A 14,920-nucleotide genomic window follows, 5' to 3' on the forward strand; every position below is an offset into this window, starting at 1 on the left:
ATTGTTCGATCGCTTCTTCAAAAATATCTAACCCGTCATCACCGATCATAATGTTCTTTTTCTTATGTTCTTCTTCCCAAAAACCCATTTGAAAGCACACTCCTTATTTATATTTTCTTGATTCCGACAAGTAATATTTATACTTTTTGTTCTTTTTGCTAATTGGTCTTATTTTATTTCGAAGCTTTTTCTTTCCACCATGTTGTAGATACAAACGATGCTCTAACCCCCTTGCTTCAGCATAGGTTAAACCACTTTCTTCTTTTTTAAAGAAAGCATCACCGTGTTTCTTTTTATGTGCAGCTTTTCTTTTCTTAACATTTTTTGTTCTTCCTACATAAACGACCTTTTTACCTTTTCTTAAAGTATATACAGAATGTGCACCTTTTAAAATTCGGCTTGCACCCTTAAATATCTTCCCTGGTCCAAAATTAGATGCTGCTGCTAAAGCTGCGCCTTTCCAGCCCTTGCCCGATTTATAAGCTTTGTATCCATCATATACCGCAAATCCTGCATTGACAACTAACCATACCCAATGGCCGTCTGGGTCTACATTCATGACTGGGTTGTTGTTTCCATAGGTATATCCGTTTTGATCTAGTGAATCTCCATCGCTTCCTGGATCTGGGTCAAGTGATAGGAATACGCCGTTTCTTGGTTCATAGTAGCGTGCGATTAAATAGTAAAGTCCTGTTTCTTCGTCGAAGCGGTAACCAGCATAGCGATATGGGTTGCCTTTTACTTCTTCATCTTCTTTTACTTTTGTTGGAACGCCCCATGTATCGTATTCGTACTCAGCGACGATTTTTCCTGCACTATTTGTGATGGCTATGACATCACCGTGTGCATTGTAGTGATAGAAATATTTTTTCCCGTTTTGCGTGAATGCAAGGAGTTGTCCACTCTCACCGTATGTGTATGTTTTTGTGACTTCGTTGTCTCCATCTGTTTCGTATAAAACATTCAGGCTGTCGCCGTCATAAAAGTAATTGGTGACTTTTCCATTCACTGTTTTTTGAATTCTATATCCACGCTCATCATATTTGTAAGTGACAAATGGCTTGTCTTCCCCTTTTTTCGTGATGGCTGTAATGTTATCTTCTGCATCCCATTCATAAAGGAATTGTCCGTCAGACGTTCGGTTGCCATTTTTGTCATAAGTTAAAGTCTCATCATTTACCTTTGTCAGTTGGTTCATGATGTTGAATGATGCGTTGATTGTTTTTTTAGTGCCATTTTTTTCAGTCGTGACGGTTTTTCTGTTTCCAAACCCATCATATGTGTACTCAATGACCGTGCCATCTGGATGAGTTTCTTTGATCAATTGATCTAATTTTCCATATTCATAACGAATCTTCCCGTTGCTTCCTTGATCAATCGTTATTCTGTTTCCATTTTGATCATATTCGTAAGCTTCGTTTAAGATCGTTGTGCCTTGGTTTGTTCCAATATGCAAATCATTAATTAAATTGCGCTCATCATAAGCAAAGCTAGCACCACTGCCGTTACCTGTAATAAAGGACTGAACATTTCCATTTTCATCATAATCAAACGAATACGTAGAACTCGAATCCTTCATCTGCGTCATTTGATCAAGCTTATTGTAACTGAATTGGTTCGTCCCTTTTTGATTTCCGTGTGTCCACTCAAAGGATTTCAGTTTATCTGAATCGGTTGGATACGTCCAAGTTTGGCTACTGCCTCGCTCCGTTAACTTTGTCATACGGTTTTGTTGGTCAAACGTTCGATTTTTGGTTGTGTTTTGTTCTTTATTGACTACCGTTGTTTCGTTTCCATTTTTATCATAGGTAAAGTGATATTTTTCTGTTCCATTATATGACTTTGATTTCACTCTGTCTGTTCCATCATACGTGAGAGAAACTTCATGTCCATTGGCAGAAATGGTTTTGATTAAGTTGCTATTTGCATCATATTCACTTTTCAACACATTCCCTAATGGATCAATCGTTTTTGTCAATTTACCCATCAGGTCGTATTCAAATTGATACGTCTGATCTGAATCAGCACGAATAGTTTTCGACCGTTCATTTCCCTCTTTATCGTAGGTTCTCACGATGGATGTCCCGTTAGATAAAGTGATTTTCTTCAGCTGATCGGCTTGGTCGTATTCAAATGTTGTTTTTTCGCCTTTCGCATCTGTTTCAGAAAGCTTTTTGCCCGTTTCATCGTAGGTAGATTGAGATGAGTAACCAAGCTCATCCTCTTCTTTAACAGCATAATTTCCCTTCTCGTCGTAAGTGGTTTTCGTTAACAGGCTACCTTCTACTAGGCGGATATCATCAAACCAAGCCGTTCCAGTCGCGCTTTTTTGGAAAACGATCTGAACGTCGACTTTTTTCAACGGTTTTGTTTTTGGTATGACAACCGCCGCTCGGTTCCACTCTTGTGTACCAGTTGGGAATTTCGCATTAAACGTTCCTGTTGTGCCATCTGTATACGTAACGGACGCTTGAAGTGAGTAATCATTTTCATTTGATACTTTGACATTTTCAGCCTTAGACATCCCAGTCAGTGTGACATACACAGGTTGATCATTCGTACTTTGCTCAATTGGGACAGATTGTTTATAGATGACATTCGCTTGAGATGAAGAAGTTCTAGTCATTTTTAACGAAACGTCATCGTTAAAGCCTTCTTCATTATCTAATGAACCACCTGTTCCACTCCAACCTGTTGTTTTATCCGTAAAGGAATTATTTTTGACTGGATTATAACTTGAAGAAACTTCGCCTTTTTCCAGTTGAATCTCATCGAACCAGGCTTTTCCTTTTCCAGCTTTATCTCGATGATCCACTTCCATATAGATCACAGCTTTACCTGCATGAGATGGCGTCGTAAACGTGACTTGACGCTTTGTCCAATCATTTTTGCCTGATAATGTGCTGTAGCCGTTACTGATCCATTGAATTCGCTTGTTGTTTGTATCTCTTAAATCGATGTTAAAAAATGCTCTCGCTTTCGTTAGCTCAGTCTTTATTTTTCCACTAAGTGTATACGTTGTATTTGGCTCTAGTGTCACTTCTTGAGTAGCCGAAGAATAGCCAAGTTCAGTTCCTTCAGTTGTCGATTGTGAACTGATCTCTAATACTTTACTACCAGACAAAGCACCACTTTTTCCAGCTGTTTGCGCTAACTTCCCATCATCCTTAGATGCTGTAAGCTTCCAGCCAGTTAACGTATCTTCAAAGCTACCATTTTTTAATATACTCGCAGCTGCAGCAAGTTCTTTACTCGTTTGTACCAAATTCCCGTAAGAATCATAAATACTTGCTGAAGACATATTTCCACTTTGATCCGTTTCAGATACAGCATCTAACCCATCGTAGGCGATATCTGTGATATCTCCTTCTGTATCTTTCACTTTAGTGACGTCATTGTTTTTGTTATATTCGTAGGTTTCTGTGCCGTAAGCATCCTTTGCCTGAATGACGTTGCCATTTTTGTCATACGAATAGCTTTCTGTAGCTTTTCCTTTTTCTACATCATTGGGGTCAGTTTCTTCTACGATTTGGTTGCCTTCATATTTCGTTTTAGTGGTGATTTTAAGCCCTTCCGCATCATCTACTACTTGAATTGGATTAGCTGCTTCGTTGTACGTATACTGTATTTTTCGGCCGTTTGGCTGCGTTAGCATGAGTGTCTTTTTAGACATATCATATGCATACTCAAAGGTTTCTTTTTTGGCATTGATTGCTTTGACTAAACGGTGATTTTCATATTGGTATTCTGTAAAAACAGGCTGATCTTCTGTGCTGTTTTGAGAGAATTGTTTAATCAATTTGCCTTCTTTGTCGTATTCATACGAGATGCTCGTTCCATCTGAGTCAATGACTTTCACTAGTAGACCTGCATCGTACTCATATGAAAGCTTTTTCCCTTTTGGTCCTTGAACCGAGATGATATGACCATCTGCATCATATTCGATTGTTATTTTTCGTCCAGATGCATCTTCTATTGATGTGAGCTGATTGTTTTCGTTATATTCGTATGTCGTTGTATTTTTATGTCCATCTACAATCTTGGTGATCTTCCCACCATTTTTACTAAAGTGCGCAAAGGTTTGATCCTTCGTTTTTAACATGTATTCATCTTTTGATTCCGTTAATTCAAGGAAAATACCTGTTGGTGGTTGATACGTACCATCTGCTTTTTTTGTAAAAACATGAGTTGTGGCGTCCTCATCAAGATAGATGGCACCTTCTTTTGTTGGCGTGATGCTTGTTTCTACATCTGCGTACCACCCTTGACCAAACAGATGGTCAGCTGCATCTAAACTGTTGTACGTTCTGCCAATTCCTAGTCCCGGTCCTCTTCCATCAATCGACATTTCTTCTTCACTGACAATCATATTACCAGTTGCACCATTGAGCTGGCCGTCTGGTATATCAATAATCGACCAATAATCCTCTGTTCCAAGGAATTCTACACCTTCATGGAATGTCGGGTTAAAGGCTGGTGTCGGAATGGTTTCTCCATTTGCATCGTAGGCGGAAAGAGTAAAGGAGTAGTTCTTGCGTCCTTTGTAATTTCCATTCGCATTTTCATATACGGGTGAAGGATCTAGTGCTAGTTCCCCTCCCTTACCATCAGTATGGAGTACATATTTTCCATTTTTAATTTCATCAGGAGTTGGCCAGATGTTCTTGTTTTGTGTCGTCCAATGATCGACATCACCCACATCAAATGATTGATATGCCTTACCATTATAGATATTGATTTTATACCCTTTTGCATTTTTCACTTTGTCCCAATGTAAATTGATGTAACCCGTTTGGCTCTCTTTTGTATTGGTATAAGCATATCCAGATAAAGCTTTCGGTCTAGATAGATCAGGTAAAGTTGGTCCAGCTGGCGGCGAAGCAATGGCTTCTCCATCTTTATTGTAGGCAATCACTCTGAAGGAATAATGTTTTTGAGACGCATCTCCTCCAGCATTTTTATAAGTCGCACCAGGATGAATTGGAAGCTCTGCACCTTTTCCATCTTGCAGGTGCAATGCATATTTACCTGCTTTAATCTCAGCAGCTGTCGGCCAGACTTTTTTCCCTTTTGTTGACCAAGATGTTTGATTTCCGAGATCCAATGTCTCATAGCTTTTTCCGTTAAACATTTGAATTTTATATCCGGTTGCACCAGAAACTGGATTCCAAGAGAGATCAAAGTAACCTGTTGCGTTATTATTATTGAAACCTTTTGTACTAGGTGCTTTTGCTCTAGCCACATTCGGCACAACAGGTTTTACTTTTGCCGACATAGCACCTTCACCTTGGTCAAATATCGCACTTACAGCTACCCAATAATTTTTACTTGTCGCATAATTGCCGCCTGAGTTTTTATAAACTGGAGAAGGATCAACTGCTAATTAAGTCCCACCTTTTCCATCTAAATGGAGTTTATATTTTTTTGCGGCAATCTCGCTCGCTGTCGGCCATATATTCTTTCCTTTTGTACTCCATGACGCCACATTCCCAACTGAAATGGCTTCATACTCTTTTCCGTTATATATCCACACTTTGTAGCCTTTTGCGCCAGACACCTTTTTCCAACTTAAATTTAAGTAACCTGTACCATTTCCATTACTAAAACCTTTTACAGTTGGGGCATTTGCTTGTGGAATTGTATACGTTACTTCAATGACTGGTTTATTGGTAGAGTTTGTTGATGAAATTATTTTTTTCCAATGGTCTTGTCCATTTCCATTTGCATGTAATTTAAATCCATAGTTAGCTGTTCCGCTATTCCAAGCTTTAATGGTCGATGTCACATCATAGGTGGCCCATTGTCCTTTATATACGTTGGCTTTACCGATGTTTTTGGAACTTGGTTTATTGTTCCATGTTAGTTTTGTATGATCATAGTTTGCATTCACTGTATCCAGCCAAAGACCCGTTGCCTTCGTTCCGTAATATGAATGAGCAACATACGCTTTGAGCGTCGCTTTTGTTACATTCATATTTTGAATCGGTTTAAATGAATTAAACTTCATGAATGCGTAGTTTGTACCAGTTGTTTTGTCATAATAACCGGTTTTCAGTACATAACTTTTTAGATTAGCATCCCATTTTTGCGTAGAAGTTGAATAGTTTGTTGTTGGGTATGCACTCATAATGAATGTGTCTGATGAAACAGATAAAGAAGTCGATGGATCGATAGACACAGGATAAACTCGTTCAGGGTCCTTGAGCCATTTCTCATCAGCAGTTACACGAAGTAAATAGCCATCATCTTCTTTTTGCAATTCAAAGCTCACATCTTCTGATCGAGCCACTTCGCCTGACTTTTCATCTAGATTTGAATCGGTCATAAACGGTTTTGGAACTTGAAAAATGGTCTGTTTTTTCTGATCAAAAAATCTAATAGAACCATCTTCCTCAATTTCTCCAGTTAGATCTGTCTTTATTTTAAATGTAAAAGAATTGTAGCCATCATATCGTTTGAGTACAATATCTTCTTTGATATTTTCATTAAAAGTAAATGATCGTAAATCAATATGTGGAAATACCTCTTCGTATGTAAGTTCGTTGGTGTTCTCTGTAAATTGTGCAGAGGGATCTTTGGAACGAATTTCTGATTTGTTTGTTCCTGAAGCTTTTAAAATTGAAAATTCAATTTGATGCTTCTTATGTTCGAATGTAGCATAGAGCCCTTGCTTCATTTGTTTTTGAAAGGTTGAATCCAACCTTGCATTTTCCGTTTCTATTTCTTTTTTCGAAGTTGACTTTAACTCTGGAGAGATGTCCTCCCACTCAGCACCTGGTGACTCTTTTATATGAATTGGGTCAGGATATACTTCTTGCGTAAATACCCCCTCTCCTTCATAGAAAAGTTTGCTATTTTCTGTTCTTTCCGAAAGAACTTCTCCGTCTTTTCCAATTTCAGCTTCATCAATCCCTGCCATTTCAAGGGTCTTTGAATCGTCTGTTTCTTGCATGCTGTTAGGACTTGATTTTGTATTTTCTACATGTTCTTCTGCAAAAATGTCAGAAGGTAGCATTGATATAAGCATCACAAAGGCTAGAAGCGCTGCAATATTTCTTTTCCAATTTACTTTTCTTTTTAGATTCATATCGGTCTCCTTATCATATATTTGTAACATTTGTAACAATATGTCATATATCATAATATATTCAAAATCATGTTTCAATATTTTTCTAGAAATATACCATTCTTTCAAACTAACCCAAGTATCATCTTTTTATCAATATATACCCAAATTCACTCATAAAAAAAGCACCCTAAACGGATGCTTCTACCAAATTCAAAATACGATAGGTGATTTCTTTTGCTTCTAGTCCGGTGCCTTCTATATTTGTGGCGAAGATGTAGGTTTTGTTTTCCTTTTTGATGAAGCCTGCGTACCAGCCGATTCCTGATCCGGAGCCTGTTTTTCCGTATAGCGTGGCGTGTTTCTCTTCTTCTTGTATCATCATTCGTTTGACGGTTCTCATAACCAATAGGTCAAATGGGAGACTTTCTTCATATAGCTGTTTAAGGAAATGGACTTGTTCTACTGGAGAAATGCGCAACGTACTGCTTAGCCAAAATTGATCGATTCCGCCAGATATGTCTTGATTCCCATAATGAATGGCGTTTATCCAATGGCTCATGCGTTCTTCCCCGATGTCACGCGCCATGGCTTGATAATACCAGACGACTGAATCTCTCATGCAGAGACCAGTGTATGGTCCTTATTCCAGTTATCACTCTCTCTTTTTACTCCGTCCCAATATTTGAAATCGTATTCATCTTTAACTGCGCCAGTTTGAAGTTCGATTAAGGCATTTGCTATTTTAAACGTTGATTGTGGTGCAAAGCGCTGTTTCGCTCTTTTTTTGTTATAGTTATACACCCAAGGTAATTTTTCTTTTACTTCTTGAATCAAAATGTGCCTTCCCGCTCTTTCATGAATTCATCGACGGACTATTTTGGAGATGTTCCTTCACTTGATGCAGGCTTGCTCATACAAAGTGCTGCAAGCATCACGCCAGCAATCAGCCATTTCATCTTCTTTTTTTGCAAACAATCACTCTCTTTGCTCATGATTGCAATCGATTCTAGCATGCTGACTGATCAGAAATAAGAGCCGCTCGTCCTCTTTTTCAATCAAAAAAGCCGGTTTTATCCGGCTTTCTGTTTATTGTACGTTCATTTTTTCTCTTCAATCGCTTGCTTTGCAATTTTTGAAATCGTCATATCGTCCATTGGGGGGTTATGAAGGCCAGCACGAATGTCTCGATAGTAACGTTGAAGCGGGCAGCTAAGGCTTAAGCTTTTTGCACCGACTAAACGCATGGCTTTATCGACCACTTGCAGACTATGATTGACGACTGTATGCTTCACAGCACCGAATTCATTGATTAACAGCTCTCTTTTCTCTGGCTGCTCATACAATGTTGTCGTTGAATAGATGACATGGCGTGCTTGCTTTAGTAGTAAATCAATTTCGCCAATCAGTGTTTGGACATTTGGCAGTTCGCTAATCGTTCCGCTAATACTGTTCGGTGAATGGGTGATGGCATACTGAACAGCATAGTCTCTTGCCGCTTGCGCAATCCCTAAATAACAGGAAGGGATATGTGCGATCCAAGGATTCAGCGTACCGCCCCGAGGTCCTTTTTGCACTTCAACCAACATGTCATCTGGGACTTCCACTTGATCTAGAATTAAATCATGGCTCTCTGTTCCTCTCATGCCAACAACATCCCACGTTTCTTCTATAGAAACACCTTTTGTATCACGGTGAATTAAGAAGAAGCCCATCGCTTCTTTTTCTTCGATCCATACACCGACGAGAAAGTATGTGAGTGCTGGTGACATCGTTGTGAATATTTTCCGGCCATTGATCACCCAATGATCTCCTGATTTCGTTGCAGTTGTTCCAGGTTTGCCTCCTCTTGTTGGACTCCCTGTCTGCGCCTCACTGACGGCCCGGTTCACAAGAGCCCCATTCTTGATTTCTTCAGCAAAAAATTGCAGCTGCTTCTCATTCCATAGTTTCTTTTCATAAATTTCACCAACAACTCCTTGATGCCAGCCGATCGATAAGGCAGTTGCTCCATCCATACTTCCTAGCGTTTCTTGAAAAAGGACCATATCCTTTACAGATTGACCCCCGCCCCCGTACTCAACAGGCAGAGACAACGTTGTATAGCCCAGTTCTACTAATGATTCGATATTTTGTTTAGGAAAATAGGCACCCTCATCATGTTCTTTTGCAGATTGTTCGATCGTCTCACGAAGGGATTCTAGTTGATTTAGCCAATTTTTTTGAAAATCTGTATCGACAAATAATGCTTTAGACAAAACATATCCAGCTCCTCTGTTTCTCGCAATCTATCTTATCCGATTTATCCAATAGGTATTATTAAAACACACTTTACTTATAGGATTTAATGTGTTAAATTTTATCAATATTAAGTACATATGTCAAAGGAACGTGATGCTTTTATGATTTCTGCTACTAATCTACATAAATCCTATGGGTCAACTCATGTGTTAAAAGGAATTAATTTCACCGTACAAGAAGGTGAAGTGGTCGCCATTATTGGACCGAGCGGATCAGGAAAAACAACACTTCTTCGCAGTTTAAACAGCCTTGATATCCCAGACAAAGGAACGCTGACAGTTGGAGAAGCCACGATTCAATTTGAACAATATCGAAAAAAAGATCTTCTAAAACTCAGACAGCAATCGTCTATGGTATTCCAGCATTATCACTTGTTTCAAAATAAACGAGCACTTGAAAACATCACAGAAGGATTGATTGTGTCTCAAAACATGTCTAAAAAAGAGGCAGAAAAAATCGGAGAGCAATTGTTAACGCGAATTGGGCTACTTCATAAAAAAGAAGCATTTCCAAGCGAATTATCCGGCGGTCAACAGCAGCGAATCGGAATTGCGCGTGCTCTTGCCATGAATCCTGCGGTGCTTTTATTTGATGAGCCGACGTCCGCGCTGGACCCAGAGATGGTCGGAGAAATCCTTGAAATGATGAAAGATATTGCGAGCCAAGGAATGACGATGGTCATTGTGACGCATGAAATTTCGTTTGCAAAGGATGTAGCGGATACAGTGATCTTTATGGCAGATGGGGAAATCGTTGAAAAAGGCTCACCAGAAGACGTCTTGATGAAGCCTCAGCATGAACGGACGAAACAATTTTTATCAAGAATTCATCGCGGGATGTGGCAAGGAACGGAGGAAGACAGATGAAGCGCAAGACTTTATTCACTTCCGCTAGTATTCTTCTGTTTCTCCTCTCACTCATTGGCTGCAGTAGTGTGAAAACAACAACAGATGATGGCAGACAAATTGTCAAAGTCGTACTAAGCGCAGAAGTCAATCCGCCTTTTTTAGCCACAAATGACCAAAACGAGCCGATTGGCTATAACATCGATTATTTAAATGAAGTCGAGAAACGTTTGCCACACGTTCATTTTGATTATATCTTTGGCGAGGAAGAATCCAATTTAATTGGGATTGGCGCTGGGAAATTTGAAATGGCGGCTAATTGGTTTTTCAGTAATCCTGAACGCGAAAAACGTTTTCTCTATCCTAAGGTTCCATACGGCTATTCGATGACAGGCTTAATTGTGAATGAATCAGAGCAAGATATTCAATCTCTTGACGATATGACATCAAAAAAGCTCGCCCCCGTCAGTCCTAGCGGCGGCCTTCGTTCCATATTAAATCAATATAATGAAGAAAATGATCCAAAAATTCCGCTCACCACCATTGAAAGTCCTTCAAACGAACTCAATTTAAAACGAGTCGAAAGCGGACGATCCGATGCGGCTTTTATGAATATTTCGACCTTTGATACGATTCAAAAACATCTTCACCTGAAAGTCAAAGTGGGCGGTATTGTCTCAAAGGAACCTATTTATCTTGTCTTACAGCCTAGTCAAAAGAAACTAGCATCAGAATTGGACCGAGTGACACAAGAGATGATCGAAGATGGAACATTACCTGACCTTGCGAAGAAATGGTTTGGCGTTGATTTCTTTCAAGATATTGACTATATATCAGAGCAAGGCTATCAATATGAAGAAAGGAAGGAAGCGCCATGACGTTTACAGCTGGAGATTGGCTGAGCATCTTTTTACAGGTGGTTGATCGTCTGCCACTCACATTTCTTATGATTGTGGTGTCTTTGTTTTTTGCCATCATCATCGGATTGCTATTTGCCTGTATTCGAATCAAACAAATGCCAGTGCTGAAACAATTGGCGGTCATTTATTTGTCATTTACACGAAGTACGCCGCTCATTGTTCAGTTATTTCTGATTTATTTTGGCCTACCTCAGCTTTTACTCATGGCCGGTATTCAAATCAATCATTGGGATCGTGTGTTATTTGTCATGATCACATTCTCTTTACATACGGGCGCTTATTTATCTGAAGTCTTTCGCAGTGCCTATTCCTCTGTGGGGAGAGATCAGCTTGAAGCAGCTTACATTGTTGGGATGACAGATACGCAGGCATTAATGAGGATCATTATTCCGCAAGCCTTTCTCATTGCACTTCCGAACCTCGGAAATTACACCATTGATCTCGTAAAAGATACCGCCATTGCATTTACAATCGGACTCATTGATATGATGGGACAGGTCAAAATCATCCTAGGCAATAACTACGGGATAGGGATGTTTGAAGTGTACGTCATCATTGCAATTGTGTATTGGCTGATTTGCATCAGTATTGAACTGATCACGATGCTACTGGAAAGAAAGTTTGTGAAAGGCCGCACCAGCCTGTCACGCTAAGGAGGCGATTTGATGCAAACCATTGATATATCATTTGCGATTGACCAAATACCACATATTCTAAAAGGCGTTCCCTTTACCTTATTGATTGCACTTGTTTCTATGGCTGTGAGCCTTTTGATTGGATCTGTTTTTGCTTTCATTCGCCTCTTTCGTATCCCTGTGCTCCGCCAGCTGGTCACACTCTATGTCTCATTTTTTAGAGGAACACCTCTCATTGTTCAGTTGTTTGCTTTCTTTTATGGCATTCCATTTGTTCTGACCAAAATAAATAGCACTTTTGGGTTGACCTTTCACCCGGATATGGTCTCCCCGCTTACCGTTGCCCTTATCACCTTCAGCCTGCATTCAGCCGCACATTTAACAGAAGTGGTCCGAAGCGCACTTCTTGCAGTAGACAGAGGGCAGCTTGAAGCGGCAAAAATCGTTGGCATGACCACCAGACAGGCGATGATTCGCATTATTTTACCGCAAGCGTTTGTGGTTGCCCTGCCAAACCTAGGAAATCAGCTCATTCAGCTGTTAAAAGCCACATCCCTTTCGTTTACAATTGGTGTACTGGAAATCATGGGAATCTCTCGCATCATTGCAAATGATGGCTACAAGTTTTTAGAAACGTATCTTGTCTCTGCTTTGATCTATTGGATGCTTAGTATTTTCTTTGAACTCGCTTTTGCTTTGTTAGAGAAACGAGTCAGCGTGTACGGAAAATCTCTTGGACGTTAAAAAAAAGAGAATGGCAGATGCCCTTCTCTTTGTCGTCCTACTTATTCAGCACTGACTAAAATTTTCACTTGATCTTTTTCATTGATTAATGCATGGAAGCCTTCCTCGATCACATCGTCCAGCTTGATTTTTTTCGTGACGAGTGTATCCGCAGAGAAATAGCCTTTTCTCATTAGGTTTAATACAGATGGGAAGATATTTCTATAGCCAATGATGCCTTTGATTGTCCGTTCTTTAATGACAATGTCATTCGGCAGAATTTCTGCACCTTGCTCCCAAATACTCACAATGACCGTTTCACCTGAAATTCTAGTTGATTGGATGGCTTGCTTCAATACAACAGGTACACCTGTCACTTCAAAAGAAACATCGACTCCACCGTTTGTACGGCGGGCGATTTCTTGAACAACATCTTCATATTGAGAAGGATCTACAATGATCGCTCCAAGCTCTTTTGCTTTTTCTTGGCGCTCTTTTGATAATTCCACTGCATAAATATCTGTAGCACCAGCCGCTTTCAGCGCTTCAATGACAAGTAAGCCAATTGGTCCGCAGCCAAACACAGCCGCTGTATCCCCAGCTTTTAGTTTACTAGAACGAACGGCATATAAAGCAACTGCAGCAGGTTCTACGAGTGCACCTTGTTCATATGAGATTTCGTCTGGCAATAAATGAAGTAATTCTTCATCGACTGATACATATTCAGAGAATCCACCGCCGCCACCGGCAAGTCCTAAAAATCCCAAGTTTTCATCTAAGTTGTAGGCACCTTGATGCCCGTGAGTTGCAAAAATAGGTTCTACAACGACTCGATCACCTACTTTGTAATCGCTCACACCTTCTCCTACCTCAACAACCTCACCTGAAAACTCATGACCAAGTGTCACAGGTGCTTTTTCTTTTGTCAGTGGATGAGGTTCATTGACCGGAATGAAGATAGGCCCTCCTAAATATTCATGTAAATCACTACCACAAATGCCGCACCATTTTACTTTAAGCTTCACTTTTCCTGGAGCAACTGTTGGTTCGTCAATTTCCTCTAGTCGAATGTCCTTTTGATCGTGCCAGCGTAGTGCTTTCATTTGTAAGACTCCTTTTCTCTTTTTTTTAATTAACTTACTTAAATAATGATAACATAATTTTTAAAATTTTCTAAGAAAGATGCACTATTTTTTTGACAGTCAATGGACGAAAAATGACAAAACATAGCAATAGACAAATAAGAAGCATACATAGGCAGCCAATTATGACAGAAGTACGTATCGATAACACATGCGCCAATACGCCGCATATTCCTGTCATCATCATCGTCAGAACAGCTTCACATAACGCATAAAAACTTGCCACTCTCCCCATGACCTCTACCGGGATATTCGTTTGATAAAAAGTCATAAAACCGGTGTTTGCAAATGCTAAAAAGAAAGCGAGAACAAAAAAGCCAACTGCTGCTGCAGTCAATGTGCTAGAAAAAGCATAGATCAAGTAACCAAAAGCCACAAACAAACTTCCCGCACCAAGCATAATAGAAACAGGCAGCCTTTCGACAATGACCGTATTGAGACATGCCCCTGCGATAATCCCTGCTCCTGCCATACTGACAAGAAATCCATATTCGGTATTGGTCAGCATCAACACTTCTTTTGCAAAAGCTGTTTCAAGTGAGTCAATAGCAGTAGGCAACACCATGATAGCGGCACTGAATAATAAATACACCGCCATCACTTGGCGAGATGTGAGACTGAAACGAAGAACAAGTGCTGCATCCTCCTTTAATATGGAAAGGGAAAACTCCTTTTGTGCCTCGTTTGTTTTTGACAAAATCGGTAAACACATTGTCAAAAGAGCGGATATCAAAAGGCAGATCGCATTCACATAAATTGAAAAGACTGGTGTGCCGATCAGAAAAAGCAGCCCTGCTACAGCGGGTCCAAGTAAAAATCCACCCGATTGTAATAAAGACCGAATGGCATTAAATCGTTTGCGGTTATCCGCTGGGATCAGTCCTGTCATATATACCATCGACGCTGGATGAAACATGGCGTGTGCCATCTGTATGAGAAACAACATAACGTATACGATCAATAAATGGCCTGAAAATAAGGCAATGGGAATACATGCAATCAGAATGGCCCGACATACATCTAGACTGATCATGACATTACGCTGATTCAGCCTGTCAATCAAACTGCCAGACCAGCTATTTGTTAAAAGAGCAGAGACAGGCCTTAGCAGATAGACGGCTGTTACAGCAAGAACGGAGCCCGTTTCCTGAAAAATCAGTAGGTGGAGAGCAATTATGTATATCCATTCTCCTATGTTCGCCATACCAATCGCTCCAAGTAAAATGCTCATATCTCGCCAATGTTTTTTCATCGTAACGTTCCCCCTATTTGTCATCAAAAAAAATCC

At 39.9% G+C, this 14,920-nt stretch carries 7 protein-coding genes and 2 pseudogenes; 4 read left to right on the forward strand and 5 right to left on the reverse strand.

What is annotated here, in order from left to right:
- Nucleotides 1-103: 103 nt before the first annotated feature.
- From BA1_RS10135 to BA1_RS10145, 3 genes and pseudogenes are all read right to left on the reverse strand, one after another.
- Nucleotides 104-7,087: pseudogene (locus BA1_RS10135) on the reverse strand (DNRLRE domain-containing protein).
- A gap of 169 nt (nucleotides 7,088-7,256) precedes the next feature.
- Nucleotides 7,257-7,861 (reverse strand): annotated as a pseudogene (gene blaOXA / locus BA1_RS10140) (class D beta-lactamase); the annotation flags it as partial.
- 305 nt (nucleotides 7,862-8,166) lie between these two features.
- Nucleotides 8,167-9,324, reverse strand: coding sequence for an acyl-CoA dehydrogenase family protein (locus BA1_RS10145; protein WP_008358462.1), 1,158 nt, complete (start codon nucleotides 9,322-9,324; stop codon nucleotides 8,167-8,169).
- Between the two features lie 120 nt (nucleotides 9,325-9,444).
- Between BA1_RS10145 and BA1_RS10150 the strand changes: the two genes are divergently transcribed.
- Genes BA1_RS10150 through BA1_RS10165 form a run of 4 tightly spaced genes read left to right on the forward strand, consistent with a single transcriptional unit; the run spans nucleotide 9,445 to nucleotide 12,511 of the window.
- Nucleotides 9,445-10,233: an amino acid ABC transporter ATP-binding protein gene (locus BA1_RS10150; protein WP_082194741.1), complete on the forward strand. Its 789-nt coding sequence runs from the start codon at nucleotides 9,445-9,447 to the stop codon at nucleotides 10,231-10,233.
- Complete coding sequence (locus BA1_RS10155) at nucleotides 10,230-11,090, forward strand: amino acid ABC transporter substrate-binding protein (RefSeq protein ID WP_008358466.1); 861 nt, start codon at nucleotides 10,230-10,232, stop codon at nucleotides 11,088-11,090. Before BA1_RS10150 ends, BA1_RS10155 begins: the two co-directional genes overlap by 4 nt.
- Nucleotides 11,087-11,785, forward strand: a complete 699-nt coding sequence (locus BA1_RS10160; protein ID WP_008358467.1) for an amino acid ABC transporter permease — start codon at nucleotides 11,087-11,089, stop codon at nucleotides 11,783-11,785. The genes BA1_RS10155 and BA1_RS10160 overlap by 4 nt, the downstream gene beginning before the upstream one ends.
- A gap of 12 nt (nucleotides 11,786-11,797) precedes the next feature.
- Nucleotides 11,798-12,511, forward strand: coding sequence for an amino acid ABC transporter permease (locus BA1_RS10165; protein WP_008358470.1), 714 nt, complete (start codon nucleotides 11,798-11,800; stop codon nucleotides 12,509-12,511).
- A 41-nt stretch (nucleotides 12,512-12,552) separates the two neighbouring features.
- Here BA1_RS10165 and BA1_RS10170 read toward each other — a convergent pair whose 3' ends face one another.
- Together BA1_RS10170 and BA1_RS10175 are read right to left on the reverse strand one after the other, a co-directional pair.
- Complete coding sequence (locus BA1_RS10170) at nucleotides 12,553-13,593, reverse strand: 2,3-butanediol dehydrogenase (RefSeq protein WP_008358472.1); 1,041 nt, start codon at nucleotides 13,591-13,593, stop codon at nucleotides 12,553-12,555.
- A gap of 70 nt (nucleotides 13,594-13,663) precedes the next feature.
- A complete protein-coding gene (locus tag BA1_RS10175; RefSeq protein WP_008358474.1) occupies nucleotides 13,664-14,884 on the reverse strand; it encodes an MFS transporter in 1,221 nt (406 codons plus the stop codon).
- Between the last annotated feature and the right edge of the window lie 36 nt (nucleotides 14,885-14,920).

Source organism: Bacillus xiamenensis, from assembly GCF_000300535.1.
GTDB lineage: Bacteria > Bacillota > Bacilli > Bacillales > Bacillaceae > Bacillus > Bacillus xiamenensis.